The 20171-nt window shown below is 59.7% G+C and carries 23 protein-coding genes; 17 read left to right on the top strand and 6 right to left on the bottom strand.

Annotated elements, in window-relative coordinates; all coding sequences use genetic code 11:
- Nucleotides 1-171: 171 nt before the first annotated feature.
- The 6 genes from JWQ81_RS31125 (at nucleotide 172) to JWQ81_RS31150 (ending at nucleotide 2866) form a co-directional block, all read left to right on the top strand.
- On the top strand, nucleotides 172-564 hold the full coding sequence (locus JWQ81_RS31125; RefSeq protein ID WP_297547255.1) for a hypothetical protein: 393 nt from the start codon (nucleotides 172-174) through the stop codon (nucleotides 562-564).
- Complete coding sequence (locus tag JWQ81_RS31130; protein ID WP_297547257.1) at nucleotides 561-815, top strand: hypothetical protein; 255 nt, start codon at nucleotides 561-563, stop codon at nucleotides 813-815. The genes JWQ81_RS31125 and JWQ81_RS31130 overlap by 4 nt, the downstream gene beginning before the upstream one ends.
- Complete coding sequence (locus JWQ81_RS31135) at nucleotides 805-1221, top strand: hypothetical protein (RefSeq protein WP_297547258.1); 417 nt, start codon at nucleotides 805-807, stop codon at nucleotides 1219-1221. The genes JWQ81_RS31130 and JWQ81_RS31135 overlap by 11 nt, the downstream gene beginning before the upstream one ends.
- On the top strand, nucleotides 1218-1523 hold the full coding sequence (locus JWQ81_RS31140; RefSeq protein ID WP_297547260.1) for a hypothetical protein: 306 nt from the start codon (nucleotides 1218-1220) through the stop codon (nucleotides 1521-1523). The genes JWQ81_RS31135 and JWQ81_RS31140 overlap by 4 nt, the downstream gene beginning before the upstream one ends.
- Complete coding sequence (locus JWQ81_RS31145; RefSeq protein WP_297547262.1) at nucleotides 1520-1879, top strand: hypothetical protein; 360 nt, start codon at nucleotides 1520-1522, stop codon at nucleotides 1877-1879. The genes JWQ81_RS31140 and JWQ81_RS31145 overlap by 4 nt, the downstream gene beginning before the upstream one ends.
- Before the next feature lie 312 nt (nucleotides 1880-2191).
- On the top strand, nucleotides 2192-2866 hold the full coding sequence (locus tag JWQ81_RS31150) for an HAD family phosphatase (RefSeq protein ID WP_297547263.1): 675 nt from the start codon (nucleotides 2192-2194) through the stop codon (nucleotides 2864-2866).
- Here the strand turns inward: JWQ81_RS31150 and miaA are convergent.
- Genes miaA through JWQ81_RS31165 form a run of 3 tightly spaced genes read right to left on the bottom strand, consistent with a single transcriptional unit; the run spans nucleotide 2844 to nucleotide 5473 of the window.
- Nucleotides 2844-3743 (bottom strand): tRNA (adenosine(37)-N6)-dimethylallyltransferase MiaA, encoded by a 900-nt coding sequence (gene miaA, locus JWQ81_RS31155; RefSeq protein WP_297547265.1) that lies wholly within the window; start codon nucleotides 3741-3743, stop codon nucleotides 2844-2846. The genes JWQ81_RS31150 and miaA overlap by 23 nt on opposite strands.
- 42 nt (nucleotides 3744-3785) lie before the next feature.
- The gene (locus tag JWQ81_RS31160) at nucleotides 3786-5081 is read right to left on the bottom strand and encodes a hypothetical protein (protein ID WP_297547267.1); all 1296 of its coding nucleotides are present in this window, start codon (nucleotides 5079-5081) and stop codon (nucleotides 3786-3788) included.
- Nucleotides 5078-5473 carry a hypothetical protein gene (locus JWQ81_RS31165; RefSeq protein WP_297547268.1) on the bottom strand — a complete coding sequence of 132 codons (396 nt, stop codon included), beginning with the start codon at nucleotides 5471-5473 and terminating at the stop codon, nucleotides 5078-5080. The genes JWQ81_RS31160 and JWQ81_RS31165 overlap by 4 nt, the downstream gene beginning before the upstream one ends.
- Before the next feature lie 339 nt (nucleotides 5474-5812).
- Here JWQ81_RS31165 and JWQ81_RS31170 point away from each other — a divergent pair, with 339 nt between their 5' ends.
- From JWQ81_RS31170 to JWQ81_RS31185, 4 genes are all read left to right on the top strand, one after another.
- Nucleotides 5813-6493: an SAV_915 family protein gene (locus JWQ81_RS31170; protein WP_297547270.1), complete on the top strand. Its 681-nt coding sequence runs from the start codon at nucleotides 5813-5815 to the stop codon at nucleotides 6491-6493.
- On the top strand, nucleotides 6490-6834 hold the full coding sequence (locus JWQ81_RS31175) for a hypothetical protein (protein WP_297547271.1): 345 nt from the start codon (nucleotides 6490-6492) through the stop codon (nucleotides 6832-6834). The genes JWQ81_RS31170 and JWQ81_RS31175 overlap by 4 nt, the downstream gene beginning before the upstream one ends.
- A 9-nt stretch (nucleotides 6835-6843) precedes the next feature.
- Nucleotides 6844-8079 carry a hypothetical protein gene (locus tag JWQ81_RS31180; RefSeq protein ID WP_297547273.1) on the top strand — a complete coding sequence of 412 codons (1236 nt, stop codon included), beginning with the start codon at nucleotides 6844-6846 and terminating at the stop codon, nucleotides 8077-8079.
- A 261-nt stretch (nucleotides 8080-8340) separates the two neighbouring features.
- A complete protein-coding gene (locus tag JWQ81_RS31185) occupies nucleotides 8341-8820 on the top strand; it encodes a hypothetical protein (protein ID WP_297547275.1) in 480 nt (159 codons plus the stop codon).
- Nucleotides 8821-8975: 155 nt separating this feature from the next.
- Here the strand turns inward: JWQ81_RS31185 and JWQ81_RS31190 are convergent, their stop codons facing one another.
- The gene (locus JWQ81_RS31190) at nucleotides 8976-12239 is read right to left on the bottom strand and encodes a hypothetical protein (protein WP_297547277.1); all 3264 of its coding nucleotides are present in this window, start codon (nucleotides 12237-12239) and stop codon (nucleotides 8976-8978) included.
- 64 nt (nucleotides 12240-12303) lie between these two features.
- The gene (locus JWQ81_RS31195; RefSeq protein ID WP_297547279.1) at nucleotides 12304-12843 is read right to left on the bottom strand and encodes a hypothetical protein; all 540 of its coding nucleotides are present in this window, start codon (nucleotides 12841-12843) and stop codon (nucleotides 12304-12306) included.
- 485 nt (nucleotides 12844-13328) lie between these two features.
- Here JWQ81_RS31195 and JWQ81_RS31200 point away from each other — a divergent pair, with 485 nt between their 5' ends.
- Both JWQ81_RS31200 and JWQ81_RS31205 read left to right on the top strand, forming a co-directional pair.
- Complete coding sequence (locus tag JWQ81_RS31200) at nucleotides 13329-13460, top strand: hypothetical protein (protein WP_297547281.1); 132 nt, start codon at nucleotides 13329-13331, stop codon at nucleotides 13458-13460.
- Entirely contained in the window at nucleotides 13460-13690 is a 231-nt protein-coding gene (locus tag JWQ81_RS31205) for a hypothetical protein (protein WP_297547283.1), read from the top strand. The genes JWQ81_RS31200 and JWQ81_RS31205 overlap by 1 nt, the downstream gene beginning before the upstream one ends.
- Before the next feature lie 47 nt (nucleotides 13691-13737).
- On the opposite strand, the gene JWQ81_RS31210 is transcribed toward JWQ81_RS31205, so the two are convergent.
- Nucleotides 13738-14298: a hypothetical protein gene (locus tag JWQ81_RS31210; protein WP_297547285.1), complete on the bottom strand. Its 561-nt coding sequence runs from the start codon at nucleotides 14296-14298 to the stop codon at nucleotides 13738-13740.
- A gap of 48 nt (nucleotides 14299-14346) precedes the next feature.
- Between JWQ81_RS31210 and JWQ81_RS31215 the strand changes: the two genes are divergently transcribed.
- The 5 genes from JWQ81_RS31215 to JWQ81_RS31235 all read left to right on the top strand — a co-directional run bounded on the left by JWQ81_RS31215 (nucleotide 14347) and on the right by JWQ81_RS31235 (nucleotide 20169).
- Nucleotides 14347-15135, top strand: a complete 789-nt coding sequence (locus JWQ81_RS31215) for a hypothetical protein (protein WP_297547286.1) — start codon at nucleotides 14347-14349, stop codon at nucleotides 15133-15135.
- The gene (locus tag JWQ81_RS31220) at nucleotides 15132-15314 is read left to right on the top strand and encodes a hypothetical protein (protein ID WP_297547288.1); all 183 of its coding nucleotides are present in this window, start codon (nucleotides 15132-15134) and stop codon (nucleotides 15312-15314) included. Before JWQ81_RS31215 ends, JWQ81_RS31220 begins: the two co-directional genes overlap by 4 nt.
- Before the next feature lie 676 nt (nucleotides 15315-15990).
- Nucleotides 15991-18171: a type IV secretory system conjugative DNA transfer family protein gene (locus JWQ81_RS31225; RefSeq protein ID WP_297547289.1), complete on the top strand. Its 2181-nt coding sequence runs from the start codon at nucleotides 15991-15993 to the stop codon at nucleotides 18169-18171.
- Between the two features lie 127 nt (nucleotides 18172-18298).
- Nucleotides 18299-19117 (top strand): replication-relaxation family protein, encoded by an 819-nt coding sequence (locus JWQ81_RS31230; protein ID WP_297547291.1) that lies wholly within the window; start codon nucleotides 18299-18301, stop codon nucleotides 19115-19117.
- Entirely contained in the window at nucleotides 19114-20169 is a 1056-nt protein-coding gene (locus JWQ81_RS31235) for a site-specific DNA-methyltransferase (RefSeq protein ID WP_297547293.1), read from the top strand. Before JWQ81_RS31230 ends, JWQ81_RS31235 begins: the two co-directional genes overlap by 4 nt.
- Nucleotides 20170-20171: the final 2 nt, after the last annotated feature.

Here is a 20171-nt window from a genome sequence, read left to right on the forward strand (position 1 = left end):
TAGTGTACGTTCCAGTGGGACGGGCGGTTGCGGCGCGGCACGGGGCGAAACCCCGCTGCCGGGACAGTGCGGAACGGCCCGTGACCACCCCGAAGCGGTCGGCCTGGTGGTGCTGCGGCATAGCCGCCACCAGGTCGACCGTCACCACCGACTTGTGAGAGGGACTCCGCCATGACCGCGCTCATCGACAGCCGCATGCGGGTAGGGGACGACACCGAGGACGACCTATCGCCGCTGCTGGCGCTCCGGCCGCTGGCCTACGGCTACATGCGCGTGCCCTGCGACATTCCCGACGCCAAAGTGCGTCGGATGGAGCTGGAAATGCAGCGCTTCAGTGAGCGCCAGGGCTGGTGCTTGGCGGCCATCTTCTACGAGTTCGTCTGCGGCGTGCACGATGCCTTTGAGGAGCTGGTCGAGGAACTGCAGCGTGCCGATGCGCACCACGTCGTCATCCCGACGTACCGGCACTTGGCTCGCAGCCCGCTGCTGCAAAACAGCCTGTTGCAGCGGCTGGAGTTCGACGCCCATGCCGAAGCCGTCGAGCTGGCAGAGACCGTCGCATGAGCGCGCCGGACACGACCCACAAGGTCGGGAACCCACAGGTCACGCGTCCACCGCTCGTTAACAGTGCGGCTCGCCGAGCGCTCGCTATCAAACTGAAAGCTGCCTACGAAGCCGGAGCGACGACGACCAGTCTGGCCGCCGAACACGGGCTGGCTATGCACACCATCTGGCGGCTACTCAAAGAAGTGGACACCGCCATGCGGCGTACCGGGCCCGCGCGTCGTGAAAGGGACTACGGCGATGACCTCTGACGCCTTCCCACAGCTTCAGGTTCTCGCGAGCAAGCTGCTCCAGCTGCCCTTGGTCGACCCCCCGACCAGCGCCGAGATGGTCTACGGCTACGTCCGCACCAACACGGTGCAACCGGCGTACGTGGATGCGTGCGCCGACCTCCTGACCTGGTGGAGCTCGGCCATCGGACTGCGCCTCGGCACGGTCTTCCGCGACCACGGCGTTGCCGGAACGGCGCTCATCCGTCCCGGCTTCACCGGGCTGCTGGATGTGCTGCGACTGCCGCAGAGCGCCGGCGCGTTAGTGGTCGAGGGCTCGCACCTCTCCGGCTCGGCCGCGGTGGCCAAGCAGCTGAGCTCAGAAATCCGCCGTACCGCCTCCACGTTGCGCATCCTGGCTGACGAGCTCGCCGAGGTGACCGCGTGAAGCAGCAGACGGGCGAGCTGGTCAACGCATTGCATTCGGTCAACCTGCATGTGCCCACGGTGGCTACCAGCTTGCTGGCCGGAACCTTGCCTGTCGCCAAGCAGCGCGAATTCGCCGGGCTACTCATTGAGCTGGGCAACTTGCTACACAGGCACGCCGACGACAGCCCGTCCGAGCCCCGGCACGCCCTACGCGACGAGGGCGACGAACACATGCGCCTGACCGGCACCATTGACAGCTCGTCCGTTCCGGATTGGCTGGTGTTGGAGTCCAACGACGGTGACGACCCTCCGGACCGGTGAACGGCTGGGCGGTCTGCGCCGTAGTGGTTATCGGGGGGCCGCTGTTGCTCCTCGTTCACTGGGCCGTCTCCGACTGGCTCCGGCAACGACGGCAGCGCCGCCTCATTGTCCACCAACAGCCGGACTGGTCAGTGTCGGCGATCGTGGCGCGGGTGGAGCAGGAACGCGCCGACGAAGCAACGGCCTGGCCAACAGGAGATCCCGAAGTGACCGAAGTCCTACCAATGCTGCCGGTTGACGAGCAGCCATACGTCGGCCGCAAACCCAGCCCGTACCCCCGGCAACGGATGCCATTGCAGCCACCGGACACCGAGGTTATCCGGCAGGTACTGGACGGGTTGAAGCGGCTCGACTGATCGTTCCCTGAATGACGCCCCAATGGCCTATGTCATCACGTTCTCTAGTCTCACCATGCCGACCGTTTCTTCAGTGGGGCATGGCTTCATGAGCCAGGCTCAGTGGTGGTCTTTACTGTTGAATTGGAACTAGAAGACATCGAAACCGGCTTGCAGGAGTTCCACAGCGTGTGCCGAATTCACAACGACGGCAATTAACTCACCGAACAATTTGCCTTAAAGACCTACCGGGAGATTCATGAACAACAGTTGCAGTGGTCAATTGGGCAATGTTTGCGATTTCAATTCATGTGAGGTAAAATAGTCGTGACGATGACGAGGGAAAAGGTGATAATTCTAGATGTTGACCACACGCTAACGGTCCATAATTCATGGACCGAGCTTACGCGTGCATTGGGCGCTTCGACTGAAGATCACTTAGAATTACATAAAAGTCTGATTGATCATAAAATTGAACTAGACGAAGCTAATCGGCGGCTCGTCAGATTATGGCAACATACGGGAAAGGCAAATCGCGATTTTGTCGATCGCACGTTCCGGGAAATGCCATTGAAAACGGAAGCGAGGTTGCTCGTAGAGTGGTTAGCGCTGAACGGGTACCGCACATGTCTCATCTCTGGTTCAATGGATCGATACGTTAGCGCCGTGGCCGCTCATCTGGGCATTCAGGACTGGTTCGCTAATGGCCGACTCCTATTCGATGAACAAGACCAGCTCGTGGGACTTAAATACCGTCCGGACCAAAGTGTAGTTAAACTTGAACAGCTCAGAGAATTATGTGCTCATGTCCAGGTCGATACGACCGATACTGTCGTTGTTGGCGACGGTGAAAACGACCTCAATATCTTCAAAGAGACACGCCGAGGAATTCTCGTCTCCACAAATCCAATTCCTGACTTGCAGCGCGCGGCCTGGATGATCGTACCTAACCTCCGCGACATACCGGCAATACTTGAAGCCAATTCTACCTCTCCAAGTACTCACTAATCAGTGTGCTCGCCTCTGCCATGTAGTCGCCAGAAGAATCCAGCCAATGAATATTCGAATCGCGTCGGAACCAGATGAGTTGCTTTCGTGAAAATTGATAGATGTTGGTAGCCAAGTTTTTAACCAGCTCGTCCTCGCTCTTGTAAACACCTTGTATGTACCGCAGCAAGTGTCTGTACTCAAGCCCTAGCGAATCCAACGTGGCTGGGCTTACACCGGAATCAAGGAGGTCCACGGCCTCCTCAACCATGCCTTCCGTCATACGTCTGGTCAGTCGCGCGTAAATGCGTTCCCGTAGCACTTCGGGCGGCCACGTAAGACCCAATGCCAGTACAGTGTATCGCGGTTCAGGTGCGTATTGCTCGGAGTAGCGAACCCCGCCTGCGCTAAGCTCCAATGCTCTAACTATCCGCCTTGTGTTGCGTCGGTCTATAAGCTCAGTAGCCTTAGGGTCAACTGCTGAAAGTCGCTCCCAAAGGTCGCTTTCACTCATCCCCTCTAACTCAGCCCGCAGCGCAGGGTTCGGAGCTACGTCTAGCAGCCTGTATCCTTGCGTAACCGCAGTTACATACAGGCCGGTGCCCCCTACAAGAAATGGGGTAGACCCTTCGGCTTGGACATCATCGATTGTTTGGTACGCCAACCTTTGATAGTCCGCCAAAGAGAAAGTCACGTCTAGATCAACGACATCGATCAGATGATGTGGGATTCCGCGCATTTCAGCTTCTGTCAGCTTGCCGGACCCCAGATCTAAACGACGGTAAACCTGTCGCGAATCTGCCGATATCACCTGGCCATTGAAGCGCTCTGCCAGATCAACACCAAGACTACTCTTGCCGGACGCATTAGTTCCGACAACGGCAACAATTTTCACCATTCAAGTTCCATACTGTCAGTTGGATTTAGTACCACGAGAATCTTAATCTGCATTCCGCTTGGAAGTAATTCTCCAAAGATTGGCCAAGCCTGGGTTAAATCGCGCAGCTAGTATCATGTCTACCAACTTGTCTTTCTTTGGGTCCACAAATATTTGCTTTAAGACGGATGCGCCACCAATTCCTTCAAGAACCGACGCGCCTGCAATGTGACCCAGCCACCCTCCCAGGGCCGGGCTACCAACCTTCAACATCACTTGGATCGAACTTTCAACTCTTCGAGCTTTCCTTACAAACTGCGCGGACGACAACTCTTTCGCGGCGACAGAAATCTCTTTTTGAAGATCGGACGCGCGATCTAGCATTTCCCGATGACCAAGGTGGGACGCTTTAGATGCCTTGCTGACCTTGTTCGCTTTAGACTCAAAATAGCTCATAGCCCTGCGCAGTCTTACGCTATGGCCAGATTGATGGAAGTCAATGATGGCACTAGCATCCATGGTCCTAACCTTAAATCCAAGCCCATTCAAGAGGAGGGGCAAGGTGTCGGGTATAACGCGAACCATAGTCTTATCGCGAGCAAAGTCGAGTCCAGCGAAGATGCTCGCCTCGTTTGCAAAGAACTGTCGGTCGTAGTTTGCGGTTCCACCCAAGCCAAACAACGTCGGATACGTTCGAATCTCGTTAGCCAAAAACAGTCGTTGAGCTATGTCGCCAGCGCTGGCCAGTCCTGAAAATGAGTCGGCAATCTCGCCCTCGCCGAAGATCCACAGGTCCGCGTAGTTAATAAGAATTTCCCGTTTGATTCGATTGGTAAGATCATCACGTGACAGTTCGGGGTGGTATGCAGAATACTTCGTACGCAATGGTTGCCATGCCGCCATCTCTGCAACGGGAAGCGGGCAATGAGCCTCAATAAGCGTATCCCCGAGATTTAGTCGTTCGAGCAGTGCGGCGCCTCTTGGATACAAAGCTGGCGGCTGGGTCTCAAGAAGTGGTTCAAAATGCGGCCTACCATAGTCAATCGCTCGACCGATAATTGGCTGAACGATACCCGCACGAGCTAATTCGACAACCGTGTCGAGCGAAAGGCCCCAGCGCTGCTCTAGCGCTTTCTGCGGGGCGGATGGAACATAGACGACTGTCTTATCGTACAGAAAGATGAGAAATGCCAGAGGGATCGGGGTTCTGGCGTACGCGGTCTGCTTTACTATTTGAATATCAGGATACAGATCTTCGGGTCCTGATATGTACCCGCGTTGAACAGTCTCATACCCCTCCGAGAGCACCAGAGACGCTTGCTCGTCGTCGTAGGCGGCCAGTTTTCTGTCCCTGCTCACGATCGCATATCTTTCGACTCAAACTCGATATGTGAATCATCAGGATAGAAGGTTGCGGTCAAGTCAGGTTTAGAGGTACTGATCGTCACGGTCGGCGCCAGAGTTATACCAGGAACCCCTTGCATGTAGTAGGCGACAACATGGATAAGCGCTTCTAGTTCAACTTGATGCGCCTCATTATCACCAGGATATTCTTCCGAAACTTCCAATTCAAACTGACTGTTGGTGGATATGCGAGCTTCGCGGACGAGTCCGTCAGTTATGCTGAATCCGACTTCGCCACACGAGATCCATTGATCGTCATCAACGGCCGATGGCCACTCGATGATCGCGCGATTCTGCACCTCGCCGTCAGCTTGCGGTATTCTCAGAACCGCGAACTCAGCAAGCATGTTTACCCCTAAGAAGGGTCGTCGGGAAGCTTCGGACAGCCGATGTTACGCGACGACAGAGCACCCTGCGCGCGCACGTTGACCAGTATGCTCAACGCACGTTGAATTACATGCGGCGCTGGGTGCAGCGGCGTAGCGTCCTTCGGTGTCTGTACTAGGTTGGTCGACCGCGGGCTCGTCGTCGCAATCCATCCCCCAACTGCTCCTGGGTGACGGGGCTTACAACCAGCGTGAACCGCTTCCGACGTCGCGGCTCGTGGCTACACTAAGCGCACGGGATGACACGCAGACGAGACATAAGGAGCGCGAGCGCGGGGGCGCAGCGGTTAGGGGGAGATCGTGACCACCGGAGGGGACGCCGCTGGTGCTCGGCATGCACTGGTTCGGCTTGATGACGCACCCGACCGACTACCCGAGTTGCTGTTTGTGCTGGTGACGCCGCCGGAAGGTGGACAACCGGGCGGGGTCGAGGTGCGACGCACAGCCCGCCAGGACAAGGCCGTTATCGCGTACAGCAGGATCGATCTGCTGGTCGGTGCCTGCGGAGCCGGGCAGCCGTGGGTGCAGGTCACCAGGGACCAGCTGATCGCGTTTTGCGAGGAGTTGAAGGTCGGCACGATCACGCTGGACGCGGTGGTTGACGTGACGCCCCGTTATCCAGAGGTGGATAGCCGAGAGCTGCCGCCGCTCGAGCCGATGGAGCCGCTCGAAGAACACGACGACCTGCTGTACGTGCCGTCGCGGCCGGTGAAAGAAGGCCAGTACGGAGTGGAGCTGGAGCTGCAACCCGATACCGGGGGACGGCCTCTGCTCATGGCGTACACCTCAGCTCAGCTGCTCGCCGCCGGGTGCGGCGAGTTCCAGCCGTGGGTCGCGATCCGCGTCGACGACATCGAGGAGATCGTCGACGAATCCGGCGCGCGCGGCGTACTGATCAACCCCGTGCTGGCTGAAGAGTCGCGGCACGCCGGGCCTGTGCACGACTGGAACCGACGCTCACTAACTGGAGGGAACCAATGACCGGCCCATACGGCGAAGGCGGCGGCTACAGCTACACGGCCGGAGCACTCAATTCCCTTGCCGGGCAGCTCAACGACGGTGCGCAAGCACTCGACAACGTCGCTTCCCGCGCGGTGAACGCCGTCGACGCCGGGGCCTCGTCCGCCGCTGTCGGCACGGTCCTGTCCGACATCATCCAGATGGCCACTGCCGCAGCTGGAGCCATGGGCGGAACAGCGAGCCGAGTGCACTCCGCGAACGGGTCTTACGACGATATCGAGAACAGCAACGCCGGACAGATGAAGCTCAACGCGGACAACGACACCCCGGACAGCCGTCTTCAAGACGGCGTCCACGGATAACGGGGCGACATGGGACAGGCACTCAACACCACCGTCAACGGCAGCTCCGGCACCTGCATCGCTGCCGCCGATTGGCTGCACACCGTGGCCGACGCCGGCCACCACGCCGCAGGCTGTGTCCGCAGCGCCAACACCACAGCCGAAGCCGGATGGCAAGGACCAGCAAGTCAGGCCTTCGCGGACGCGATCAACCATGTCGATGTGGTGTCCGACGAGATGGCGACCTGGGCATCCAACACCGAACGCGGACTGCGCGACTTCGCGTCGTCGCTGGACGCGGTGGTCGCGCAGATGCAGGACGCCCTCACCAAGGCCGCCGCCGGAAAGCTCGCAGTTCAGGGCCCCTTTATCGTTGAGCCTGATCCCGTGGCGATGCCGCAGCCGGGTACCCCGGCCAAGGTCTGTATGGCGAACAACGTCGTCGGGATCGTCGGGACCTACCAGGGCGACATCAAGGTCTACAACGGCCTGGTGGCCGACTACAACGCCAAGATCGCCGTCTACAACACCTGCAAAGCGATCGTCGACGCGGCCCGCACCACCGAAGGCAACGCCCACGACGCCCTCCAACAGGCGCTCCAGCCACCCCCTGAGGGGCCACAGATCAACGCCTACAAGCTGGGCAACACCACCATCTCGCGTGTCAACGGGTACATCAAGAGCTTCGAGAACCCGCGCATGGAGAACCTGCTCAAGGCAGGCAGGGCTGAAACCAACGCCCAGTTCTTCGAGGGGTGGGCCAACGGCGCGCTGACCACCTTGAGCGCCGACGACAAGGGACTCCTGCAGTGGGCTGCGGACAATTCGCGCGGCAACAAATTCGGCTACGAAGCTCGTGCGCAGGAGTACGGCAAGTACGTTGCCACCGTCCCGCAGGGCGTGCGGGACCTCATCTCGGCCTACCCTGGCAAAGGGAAGTATGCAATGCTCCCCGCCGACGCGGGCATTGAACTGCAAGCTGGGCAAAAACTCCTCAAGGGTCTGCCCTACGTCGGGAGCCTGCTCACGATAGGCACCGAGGCTTTCGGGGCCTACAAGGGTGAGCAGACCTGGGCGCATGCCGCGGCCAGTACCGGCGGTGTCATCGGTGGTGGGATACTCGGTGCGGCGGGTGCCAGCGCGGCCGCCGGAGCAATCTACGGTTCGCCACTCGGCCCGGTCGGCTCGTTCGTGGTCGGCACGGCCGGCGGGATCGCTGGAGCGATCGGCGGCCAGGCGGTCGTGGACTGGCTGGTGCCCCATTAACAGCGAAAGGCCAACACGGTGACGGACCCGTCGCGAAACGCAGACAACCCGTACAGCGGTGACCAGCTACCACCCCGACCTGACCCCCACACCGGACAGCCGTTCCCGCCGCACGGGCTGAGCTACATGGGTGGGCCGGAGACCGACCGGTTCGACGACCCGCGCCGTGAGACGAGACTGTCCCGCAAACCCGAGCCACCGCCCGGTCTAGGTCCGGTGCTGGCCTGGTACCAAGTAAGTCGTGGCGGCAAGGTGATGAACGTGCTGATCGGGTTCCTTGGGATGCTCCTCATGGTCGCCGTGATCTCCCTGACCGCCGGTGCTGGCCTATCCGGGTTCACGGCCTGGCCGATGTGGATTCTTATTGTGGTCGGCACTGTCCTGACGACCAGCCCGTTCAGCTACTTCACTTACTCGGCGGGGGCGGACTGGCTCCTGGTGGAGCGGGTCCGCTGGGGAGTGCGGAAGCGGGGTTGGGTAGATCTGTACGAGCTGAAGCGGATCGACGCGTCCTTCGGTGGCACCACCTTCCATCTTTGGCTGTTCGACAAGGATTTGGGCTTCAGTCGCAGTTTCCAAGAACTTCAGCAGGATCGACGCATCTGGGACCTCGTCTACAACGGCATCCTGCATTCGGTCGCAGGCGGTGCCGAGCCGAGCAAGCAGGCCATCGGCATCCTCAAGCTGAATGAGACTCCGGCGCTACGGTTGCGGGAATCTGCACGATCTTCCGAGGAGTAGCCCGAAACCCGCGACCAGCAATGAGATGTGCGCTGAGCTGGCGGGAAGGCGAGCAGGAGTTCGCATCGAAGTGAAGGTGACTGGAGCACGTTAGTTGACTGAAGGCCTGATGGAATGGTCGCACGCGCGCCGCGGCATCCCAGAATGCCGATCGACTAATAGCCCATGAGCCATGTGCCGCCATTTGTTCGTCCAAAGCCGTACGTCTTCTGAATCCAATCTGCTCGTCCAATTTGCGTCGCGGCACTCTCCAGCTCCCGCCTCAGCCCGTCAATCCAGTCCTGCGGGTGTTCTGCATCCTCTGCAATCAGGAAACATGCGCACAACCCACGAGCGTACCAATAGAGATTCCTGTGAACATCTCCCATTTTTCTCGCCGCTTCATACATTCTTTGAGATGCAGTTCTTCGCTCATCCGGGGAGAGCGTCAAGTTTGCGTGAACATCGTCCCGCATTTCGCTCGGTGCTTGTTCGACCACCAAGTTCAGCAGGTCGTCATCAGCGTCTATCAGAAGGGCGATCGCGGGAGTGGACAATACTGAACACTGCAGCGAAAGCAGGTCTTTCTGATAAGCCCAACCTTTTTGCTCGAACCAGTCAGACAGATAATCAATTTCCTTCATGGATAAGCTGTCATTAGCCAGCGTAAGCAAGCGGATTTTATGCATACCCGATTCCGGAATCAGTCGAAATAGGTCTAAGCGGTATAGCAATCCTAAATCATTTGTTGCTTCGTCAAGACGTGACCGTCCGCCAGGAAGACCACCTTTTGTCGGATCGCGCTCAATAATAAAATTCTGAAGGAAATTGGGGTCTTCAACCTCGTCTCTTTCAAATTCCACTAACCTACCATTCAGTTCTATCTGTGTCTGCACCTGTGAAATTTGCGCCTTAAGCAGAATGTCCGCCAGCTGGTATGGCGACCTATTCCCGCCGAAACTACTTTTCGATCGATCACGGTATGTCTCTCCAGCACGAAGAAGCCAGAAAGACGCATCGTTCAAATTTCCGGCGCGCAGATGCACGCACGCAAGTCGCCGTGCCGAATCAACTGCGCCACGGAAAGACTCCGCATCCGCACCAATCTTCAAATAACAGGAGTACGCATGCTCGAGGGCACCAATAGCATCTTTCCAACGAGTCGCATCGTAGTGAATTACCGATGCCTGAACTGCTGACTGAGCCATCGATTTGGTAAGCTTACTCCTCGCTGGACGCGCAGTTGCGAGCGCAGCGTCCAACGCAACGACCGAGGAGTTATCGGCCTGACTTCGACTGACGCGTTGAGACGTATCGGCGAAGTGCTGAGTGAGTTCCCACTCCGTAGAACACTCGATTCGAAATCTGTTTATATACGCAATTGCCATGTCGCGATTGAGGCCATGGATAATCGGTTCAATCAGCCCCTCATCAGTTGAATTAAACCCCGTCTTTGCCACGATGTAGCGAAGGTACTCGCTATAAAATCCATTTAATCTTGCCAACAGTGCTTTCTTGTCAATTTTCTCATCATGAACAGATTCGAACACCCGGTCACGGACGACCACGAAAACGCGTAAAGCAGGCAAAATAAATTCCTGCATATAAAGTCCGAGCTGAAGCGCCGACCGAAGGACAAACGCCACAACTACCGCAAGCTGATTAGTCTTGCTATTTGTCAGATCCGAGCGCCGAGCCACCAATTCAGGTTCGACTTTCGGAATAATCGAAATCAGATGAAATGCCCAAGGCAATCGGTGCGCCGGAATAGCGTCGCCAATCTGCCAGTCATCGACTTGCATCAGGACGTGAACCGCCGACAATACGCGCTCATAGGCACGGGCACTTCCCTCGACGCGCAGTGAGCGAAGTATTGAACGAGTAAGCTGATGCATGGAAACCACCTCGCCATCAAAGCGAATAAGTCCGAACTGCTCAAGGCGCTGGACAGCTCCCGCAAAAGCAACCAGCTCAACAGGATCAAACACCGATAGCCGAATGGGACTGACCCATGCCACACCAGGACGATTCGATTCCTGTTCCAGAAGACGCAAACTGCCAATGGAACCAACCAGAGACGATTCGAAAGATTCGACCTCAAGAGTCTCCGGCACAAAGACCTCGTTAGCACTCAACATCGCGAGCATATCAATAGTAAGAGCGCCCGGCTCACTAAAGAGCACGCAATCTAACATTCGTAGGCTAATCGACGAATCGCCGAGCGCTTCAACAGTGAGACGGTAGGCCCCTGTAAGCGTTCGTTCGTATCGGTTTTCCGCGAGCCCCAGTGTGTCCACCGGGCTACGTTCGACCGCTTGGCAGTAGTAGTCGATCGGCATACCGGTCTCACCTATATACGCGCAACTGTGTTCGAGTGCGAGCGGCCGGCCTCCGTGCGTCGTGATGAGCTGATTTATCTCGTATTCAGTGACAGCAGGAAGGCGCGAACGGAGCATTGCTTCCGCTTCTGATCGATCCATTTCGCTTACTTCTATCCGCTTGCCCGCGTAACGTGGAGGCGGCAGAATGACGCTGGTAAAAATCAACACAGTGTCTGTTTCAACGATTAGTCGATCGAGCAGCTCACTGTCTGGCATCATGTCAAAGACGATGGCTGACGGTAGACGATTGTCGCGGAGCGCGCTCAGGAAGATCGGCCACAGGTTGGCCGGGTTGATTACCTCAGGGGTGACGCAGCCGTACTGGACAAGCAGCTCTCCGACCTGATGCTCAAGCTGCCGATTATCACCCGCAAACAGGACGGGAACGGCTATCTCGTCGATGTTGTCATTGTTGACAGCGCGCGCCAGTCGGGTTTTTCCCGTCCCGGCGTCACCATGGAGCCAAAATAGCCGTTCGCCAGAATCACGCAGCGCCCTGATGGTCTGTTCGTACGCCGGGCGGGGGATGAACTTGTCGACGAGCACGGATTGCGTGACCACGATCTGACTCGCCACGCTCGTTGACTCGGCCGCCGTCGCATCGAAAGGGAAGTCGGGATCAACCAGGATGCTGGCCAGCTCTTGCCGCAGTTCTGCAATGTAGCGCCGATATTTCCGCGGTGTCGGTTCATCGATTCTGACGACCTTCGTGAGGCGCTCCACAATCTCCGAGTACCAGTGTCCCGAATTACCGTAGACGAGCGGCTTGATTTTTTTGTACAGCGGCGCCCCGTCAAGGTTGAAGAGCAACAAGGCGGCCTGTTGATCTGGGATTCTCTTACGGGATCCGTGCATTCGGCCGATGCCCCGGCGCAGCACGAGTTCAAGCGCCGCCGTCGGATCACGCTGCCACACCTCTTCGAAGTGGCGGGTGGCAAGGAAGCGCAGTTGCGGAATCTTCAGCGGATGCTGTTTTTCATACTTCCAGAAGGCACGGCTGGCGACGCGCCGGGCGACGTCGTCAAGCTCTCTTGTAACCGTGTGCTCGGCCAGCTCCATCGAGTAAGTATGCCCGCATTCGACCGTGCCGTCGAGACATGAGGTTAAAGCCTACGGATGGAGTTTAAGACTCTGACCACCCCTTCCATGCGTCAGCCTGCCAGTCCCCAGGTAGCTTGCTGTCAAGGTAGCTCGCTGTCGGCGCATCGATCCAGTCGGCACCCACGACCTCCTGCATGGCATCCCTGGCGGTGCCCTGGACTTCAAAATTGTCGTCGTCAAGTAGCTGCACCCACTGGTCGATGACCTCCTGGCGCTTCGGATCATCGATCGCGTAGTGCCGCATGAGCGGTTGTGGCCACGTGTTTATGACAAAAGTCTTGGTCCATTCGTCATCAACTCTGGCCAGCTGCAGAAATAGTTCCTGCGCCCTGTCCGGCTCCTGTTCGGCCAGCCGCGTCAGATCACTGCCCAGGATGTCGATCATGGCCTCTTCGGCGGTATCCATCGGCCGCCCGGTTGGTTTTCTTTGATCGGCATCGTATGCCGCCCCTAGGGCGCTAATCAGGACTGTTATCTGCTCAATGGTGAGCTTCCCCAGGTTGAACACGTCCATTGGACGCTCTTTGTTTATTTCCGGTGTTCGCATGCCTTCGTGTTCCATAGTGGTTCCTTGTTTACAAGATCAACTATGCACGCTGAAGTCGATCTTGACAAGCCCTTCAGCAGGCACGCACGTATGCCTTGAGCTGCGTAAACGTGTCAAGGGTTTGCCACTCGGGATTGGCAGTCAAGTACGGGTCTCACGATGAGTGGCAACCCCGACTAGGAACCCATGGCGTGCCTATAGGAGCCGTCCTAACGTTCAGCTTGTTAGTCCGCTGCTTCTGAACTACATAGTGAAAGTGCCGAAATCAGGACACAAGTCTCTCAAAAATACGTGTTGAACAATAGGAGGTACTGAGAATGTCATTTACACCTGGACGCTACACACCAAGTAGCGACCTCGACCGCGCCAGCGCTCGCAACCTGCCAACCCGTCTTGAACGAGCCGTCCGCGGTGAGGTCGACCTCGTTCAGGGGCGAGCCGTCGTCCAGGCGGCACGTACCCAGAGTGTCGAGTATGTCGCTCACAGTGCACTTCGCGCTGTGGAAGGTCTCACCGACATGGAGGCGATGGCACTTCAGCGCAACCCGCTCGGGGACGCGCGGTACAAGGCCATCGTCGATACGGCTACCGCCAGCCTGGCGTACATCGTCGCCGAGACGGGGCGGTCCTGATGATCAACGTGATACTCGTACTGCTCGGGCTGGTGTTCCTGGCCGGCCTGGTTTGGTTCGGCTACATGATCGCAAGGGAAGAACTGTCCGACGAGATTGAGACCAAGCGCCAGATGCTCGACGCCGAGTGGACGGCGATGGAGAACACGCGGCGGGTGAATTCGGTCTTCTTCAGCGCCCGCGAGGCGATGCGGCGAGCCGAATACGACGGCGACCGCCGTCGGCGGTAGTAGACGCCAAGTGTCGGGGTAGAACCGGCCGGGCAGCTTGGCCGGTTCTACCCCAGGTACTCCCTCAGTACGGCGCTGTTGACAGTAAGTGCGGAAACGATAGTCGCACCGTGACCGTACGTAGGCAGTTCAACGGCGTGGATGCCGGGTCGCTTGCTGAGCTCACTCGGAACGCGGTTGTCGTAGCGGCCGTGGACGGAGACCAGCTTGCGTCTGGTCGGCTCATCGCTCCGATCCAGGAAGGCCGCCGCCTGCCTGAACGATCCGACAAGTAGCTCCTTGGTGGCGATGTCCTTCGGCAGCAGAGGACTCGCAACGGTGACGACGTGCTCGATCTCGGGGCGTTCCGCCAAGAGGTTCACCGCGGCCACACCGCCTGCACTGGCGCCGATCACGTAGAGCTTCTGACCGCGAAGCGCATCGACATGCTTGAGAAGTAGTTCCTGACGCTCAGCCAATTTACCTAATTCGCCATTCCATCCGAATGCGTGAAGCGATACTTCATACCCAAAATTTTGCCATAACGGCACGACTGTCCGATACAGCCACACCCGGTCGCCAAGGCCGGGAATGATGAGAAGGTGTGGTTTAACGTAGTGATTACCCATCACAATAATTATACCTCAGCAAGGCGCGCTTTCCCTCAACTAGCCGCAATGCGACAGGCACGTCAACTCACCGTATCAACGGGGAGTTGTGCCGCTGCCGTACATGAAATTTTTCAGCGCGCCCATATTCGGATCATCGTCAAGGGCGACATGGCACCATGGCGCGCTCCCGGCCATGGCGTGCTGCTTGCAGGCGACCACCGCTTGGGCGCCGAAGTTGCGCCACTGTTTTCACTTTTCGGCCAATTGAGCCGACATGATTTCCATGTCGTCGCAAAGCCGTATTCACTGACCGCACGCCTCCTGTCGAGTGCATGTGGCGCGGACACGCCGATTCTGCCCGTCATTCCAAAAACTCTTACTCGAAGCTCGTCGCAAATCTGGAATCGAGATCTAGGTTGGCGCATTGCTCGCGCCAACCGACTGCCAACCGTACTGGAAGCGGACAAGCTCAATAACAGCACACTGCAAAAGGCCGCAGAACTACTTGCTGGCGGTCGCGCTGTGACCGTCTTTCCAGCAGGTGGGGTAGTAGACGGGTTTTACCGCCCGTGGCGATCAGGGGTTTCCAACGTCATGCTACGCATACCTAAATTTTGCAGAGATAGTGTTGCCGTGGCGCTGTTCCGATTTGACGACTTCTCGCCAGGGCAACTCTTACGCTCGCTCGTCCTCCAAAGCTACGGCATTAGCCCAACCCCGATGCAGATTACGTTGCGTGTAGCCGACGCCATCTCTGTCACCGACATGATGAACGGGGAAGAGGAAGCCGACGCCGCTCGCCTCACACATGCGCTCCAACGGCGATTTTGGCAGACGTTTGACACTACATCGTGAACAGCGGCAGCCCTCAAGGTTGGCGCCAGAAGGCCATCGGCGGCCTCTTGATGGTGTTCGGCGTGGCGGTGGCGGCGCGGGCGTCGTACGAACTGCTCGCGCCCCTCGTCCCGTGGCTCACCGCCGGAGTAGCGCTAGTCGTCATCTACGCCGTCAGCGTCGGCAGGTTCCGACGGTAGGCCGCTCGTCTTCTAACTACTCCACGCCATATTTTAATTCCGCAGATAGGAGAAATATGTCCCGAAGAACCCGCAAGCAACTACTCCTCGTGGACGAAGAGTTAGACCGTACCGACCGCGAAGAAGAGTACCGGGAGCTCGAAATTCAGCTCCACAATGAGTGGCGCGAAAAACTTTCCGTTGGCGCCAAACCAGAGGTGAGAGCCTACCTATCGGTGTTGTATAAAAGAGAAAGATACTTGTAGACCTCAAGCAGTTTCCCCATAATTAAAGAGCGGGTTACGCTGATGCGCCATGCACGGCAGGTTGTTCAGAACCTGCAACTTGTGTGCACACGCATGAGGCGCTAGCTCGCTCAATACATCAACATCCTCGAATCGTTCGGGATGCATACCTCCATTACATGCTTACTGCACTTAAATGTCAAGTGTGGCATGTATTTGTTGTGCCTGCATCTCCTCGTTTCGAGTCATATCGAAGGGAGGTTTTTTCATGTCCGAGCCACCGGAACAAACCGTCAACGTTAACGCGCAGGAGAGGGCGCACCCTACCATTCGCCAGCTGGCTCGGGCATGCATTGCTCTTGCCCGGCAGCTGGCACCAAAGCCGTCTCCCGCTACGACCAACCCAGCACCAATCCTTGAGGCAACAGCCACGCCTGCGAAGGAGGAGCCTCATGCGTGAACTTCGTTGGTTTGAGGCTGCGATCCCCCGCGACACGTCGCTGCCGGAGGTGACCGCGCTAATACGCGTGCTGGCCAACCGGCCGCACTACGGGCTCCGCCGACTGCAACCGATCGTCGTGTTCGAGCTGTGGCTTCACCCCGACCGCGTCCGCTGGCTGGTCGGGATCGAAGTGTCAATCGCCCGCACGCTGCCCGACGAACTCATCGCACAGCTGCCAGGGCTGGTGCTCACGCCCGTCGACGAACCGGAACGGCCGCAACCGGTCACGGCCAGGGACATTCGCTTCACCAGCCTGACCTACCCCTTGCGGCTGGATACCGCCCAAGGGGTGACGGCCGGACTGTTGCATGCCCGCGACGGTCTGCGCAAAGGGGAGGCCGTCTGTGTGCAATTCGTGGCCGGTCCTAGCCACCGCTATCAGCGGCTACCCGTCCAGCAAACGCCGCTCGATCTGCTCGGTTTCACCACACCCCGCGAGCCGGACTCCGGCGAGCGAACCGCCTTCAAGCAGAAGCTCACCGAGCCGCTCATGGGCGTCCGCGGCCGCATCGGCGCAGTATCCGCCGATCCCCGCTGGGCTGGTGGCTTGCTCCGGCCGGTGCTCTCCAGCTTGTCGCTGGTGAACGGCGCACAGGCACGGCTGACCGCCTCGCAGCAATCTTCCCGCACGGCCGTCCAGCTGATCCAGGTCATGGGACGTGCCCGGACATGGTCGGGGACGCTCAATGCCGCCGAGCTCGCCTCGCTAATCGGCTGGAACATCTCCGGCCTCGATGCGCCGGATCTGCCGAGCGGCTTCGAGCCACCGCCAGCCACGCTCCTGGCTGCCGCAACCTCGGCCGCGCCGGCCACCGCGGGACGCCTCGCAGGCATCAGCACCCATCCGGCCACGCGAGGAAAGCGGGTCGTTATGCCACTGTCCAGCTACGCCGCAAATTCCCTGGTGATCGGACCTTCGGGCGTGGGCAAGTCGACGTTGCTCGCAACCTGGATCCTCGCCGAAGCAGCGAACGGGCGCAGCGTCGTTGCCATAGAGCCCAAAGGAGACCTGACCACGGATGTGCTCTCCAGGCTGGATTCCCAGCATCACGCCGACGTCGTCGTGATCGACCCCGGAGCCGACGCCACCTTGCCCGTGGTGGGGTTCAACCCGCTGGCGGGGTCGCGTGACGACGCCGAACGGCGGGCGGACTCGCTGCTCCACCTGTTCCGTGAGCTGTTCGGCACGGCCATCGGCCCCAGAAGCGCCGATGTGCTAATGCACAGTCTCATCATGGCCGCCAGGCTGCCGGACGGAACCTTGACTGACGTTCTCCCGATCCTGACCAACCCGACGTTCCGGCGCTGGGCGGTGGGCAAGGTGGGAGACCCGTTGGTGATCTCGCCGTGGGTGGCCTGGTTCGACGGACTCAGCGACGGTGAGCGCGCCCAAGTAGTGGCGCCGATCGCCAACAAGGTAAGGGTCTTCTCCAGCCGTCCGGCTGTCCGGCGTCTGTTGGGTCAGGCTGCCCCGCGCTTCACTATCGACCAGTTATTCGAGCGCCCGACCATCCTGCTGGTAAACCTCAACGCCGGTGCCATCGGCTTTGAGACAAGTAAAATTGTTGGAGCGCTGCTGCTGGGTCAGCTCTGGGAAGCCATTCAGCGACAGACGATGCGGCCGGAGCGGGAACGCCGCCCGGTGCCGGTCATCGTGGACGAGTGGCAGACGCTGGTAGCAGGCCTCGACTTTGCCGACGTGCTGGCACGCACGCGGGGCGCTCGCGCACCGTTCACCTTGGCAAATCAGCACCTCGGCCAGCTCAGCACCGACTTGCGCGAGGCTGCCCTTTCAAACGCGAGAACAAAAGTGGTGTTTCAACCGGCTGAGGGCGATGCCCGTGCTCTCGCCAAGGTGCTGGGCGGCGTCGTAACCGCCGAAAGCCTGGAACGACTCCCGGCCTTCCACGCCGTCGCCCGCGTGCTGATTAACGGCGCTCCGAGTAGCGCGTTCGAGGTTGCCACGCCGCCCCTCCGCCCGCCGACGACCGATCCCAATCTCCTTCGGCACGCCAGCGCGATGCGGTTCGGCGTCGACCCGTCTGAGCTGGACGCGGCCATCCTGGCCCGCTGGCAAGGCGGTGACGTAGCCCCCGAAACGCCCATCGGGGCGCGGAGGAAACGCTCATGATGCGGCTCATCAGGGACAACCAGCGACCTACCGGTCGCCCTGCCGGTCGGCTTACGCCAGCGCTGCCTCTACCAGCGGAAATACCCGATTGGCGCCAGCGACACTCTGCCACTCCTGGAGGTCTCCAATGAGCGGCCGAGCGCTCGCCCGCAGGCTGGCCCGGCAACTGGGGCCGAGGGATATCGCCATCCTGCGCACGTTGCTCGAATTCAGGCTCATGCAAGGTGCCCAACTGCGGAGACTTCTATTCTCGGAGGGCCAGCGCGACACCCAGACCCGCAAGGCGCGCGCCGCCTTGCAGCGCCTCACCCAGCAGAAACTCATCGTCCGCCTCGACCACCACCGCTCGATCGGCGGAGAGGACGCGGGCTCACAGAGCCACACCTACGGCCTTGGCGGGTGGGGACATGCCGTACTCGACCTCGACCACCAGACCCCGCAGCGCCACCGCCGGGTCTATGACACCAAACCGGCTTTCGCGGCACACGCTCTAACAGTCAGCGAGCTTGCGGTCGAACTCCGGGAACAGGAACGCGCCGGCCTCTGCGAGATCGAGGAACTGCGGGCTGAACCAGGTGCCTGGCGCCGGTTCGTCGGCCTCGGCGGTGAGCAACGCATCCTCAAGCCGGACATGTTCGTGCGGATGAACGTCGGCGAATACGAGCTCAGCCACTTCATCGAGGTAGACAAGGACACCGAGAGCCTGCCGACCATTTTCCGCAAGTGCCGGGTCTACCTCGACTACTTCCGCACGGGCCAGGAACAGCAGACGCACGGGGTCTTCCCGCTGGTGTGGTGGCTCGTTCCCGACCGCCACCGGCTGGAGGCGATCGCCCACACCATCCGCCGTCTGCCCGCCGACGCCCATGCGCTGTTCACCGTCGCCCTCACCAGCGACGCCGTCAGCCGCCTTATCCACCAACCCACCGAAGGAGGTGCCCTATGAACCCCAACACACCGCTACCCCGTAACCAGATACTCGTCGGCGACGTCCGCCAGCGGCTCAAGGAGCTTCCGGACGCCTCGGTGGACTGCATCGTCACGTCGCCGCCGTACTTCGCGATGCGCGATTACGGCCACGCCGACCAGATAGGGGCGGAAGCCCACGTCGACGATTGGGCGGCCGACATCGCAGCGGTCTGCGCCGAACTCTGGCGCGTCCTCACCCCCGGCGGCAGCCTCTTCCTCAACCTTGGGGACGGGTACAGCCGCCACCCGCGAGAAGGAGCCGTCAAGAAGAGCCTGCTGCTTGGACCGCAGCGGGTGGCACTTCGGATGACCGAGGCCGGATGGCTGCTCCGTAACCAAGTCGTGTGGGCGAAGAAGAACCCGATGCCGTCGAGCGTCGGCGACCGGTTCACCACGACGCATGAGTTCGTCTACTTCTTCACCAAGCAGGCGAACTACCACTTCGACCTTGACGCCATCCGCGAGATACCAAAGAACGGACGACCCACCAAAGGGCGAAGCCGCGTCGGCCACTACCTGCCACGCCAGGCGGTGCCCGCACTCGGTGGCGGCACGTCGCCGCGGATCGACCTCAACCACGGCCTGGCGACGCTCAAGAGCGAAGGACGTGACAGCCATCCGCTGGGTAAGAATCCGGGCGACGTCTGGTCGCTGGCAACGGGCAGCTACCGGGGCGCGCACTTCGCCACGTTCCCTGTGGAGCTTGTCCGCCGACCCATCTTGGCGACCTGTCCACAGCGGCTGTGCACAACTTGTGGACAGCCGTGGCAGCGCGCACCCCAGATGTTGGGCGATCGTCGCCTGGCTACCGGCGCGCTTCGTCCTGTCTGCGCCCACAGCGAGTGGCGGCGGGGCATCGTGCTCGATCCGTTTCTGGGCTCCGGCACGGTGGCCGTCGCCGCGGAGGAGCACGAGCGGGACTGGATCGGCATCGAGTTGAACCCGGAGTACGCCGCGCTCGCAGAAAAGCGGCTCGCGGACTGGCGAATCGGGCACAAGAACACCAAGAAAACCAAAGGAGGAATCTGATC

Origin of the sequence: Amycolatopsis sp. (assembly GCF_025464955.1) — a bacterium.
Classification (GTDB): Bacteria; Actinomycetota; Actinomycetes; order Mycobacteriales; family Pseudonocardiaceae; genus Amycolatopsis.

Coding starts and splice junctions, on each gene's coding strand:
- JWQ81_RS31150 (WP_297547263.1), top strand. CDS start 2,192: ATGACGAGGGAAAAGGTGATAATTCTAGATGTTGACCACACGCTAACG.
- JWQ81_RS31235 (WP_297547293.1), top strand. CDS start 19,114: ATGAACCCCAACACACCGCTACCCCGTAACCAGATACTCGTCGGCGAC.
- JWQ81_RS31190 (WP_297547277.1), bottom strand. CDS start 12,239: ATGGAGCTGGCCGAGCACACGGTTACAAGAGAGCTTGACGACGTCGCC.
- miaA (WP_297547265.1), bottom strand. CDS start 3,743: ATGGTGAAAATTGTTGCCGTTGTCGGAACTAATGCGTCCGGCAAGAGT.
- JWQ81_RS31230 (WP_297547291.1), top strand. CDS start 18,299: ATGAGCGGCCGAGCGCTCGCCCGCAGGCTGGCCCGGCAACTGGGGCCG.
- JWQ81_RS31195 (WP_297547279.1), bottom strand. CDS start 12,843: ATGGAACACGAAGGCATGCGAACACCGGAAATAAACAAAGAGCGTCCA.
- JWQ81_RS31210 (WP_297547285.1), bottom strand. CDS start 14,298: ATGGGTAATCACTACGTTAAACCACACCTTCTCATCATTCCCGGCCTT.
- JWQ81_RS31130 (WP_297547257.1), top strand. CDS start 561: ATGAGCGCGCCGGACACGACCCACAAGGTCGGGAACCCACAGGTCACG.
- JWQ81_RS31125 (WP_297547255.1), top strand. CDS start 172: ATGACCGCGCTCATCGACAGCCGCATGCGGGTAGGGGACGACACCGAG.
- JWQ81_RS31180 (WP_297547273.1), top strand. CDS start 6,844: ATGGGACAGGCACTCAACACCACCGTCAACGGCAGCTCCGGCACCTGC.
- JWQ81_RS31175 (WP_297547271.1), top strand. CDS start 6,490: ATGACCGGCCCATACGGCGAAGGCGGCGGCTACAGCTACACGGCCGGA.
- JWQ81_RS31215 (WP_297547286.1), top strand. CDS start 14,347: ATGCGACAGGCACGTCAACTCACCGTATCAACGGGGAGTTGTGCCGCT.
- JWQ81_RS31205 (WP_297547283.1), top strand. CDS start 13,460: ATGATCAACGTGATACTCGTACTGCTCGGGCTGGTGTTCCTGGCCGGC.
- JWQ81_RS31135 (WP_297547258.1), top strand. CDS start 805: ATGACCTCTGACGCCTTCCCACAGCTTCAGGTTCTCGCGAGCAAGCTG.
- JWQ81_RS31165 (WP_297547268.1), bottom strand. CDS start 5,473: ATGCTTGCTGAGTTCGCGGTTCTGAGAATACCGCAAGCTGACGGCGAG.
- JWQ81_RS31225 (WP_297547289.1), top strand. CDS start 15,991: ATGCGTGAACTTCGTTGGTTTGAGGCTGCGATCCCCCGCGACACGTCG.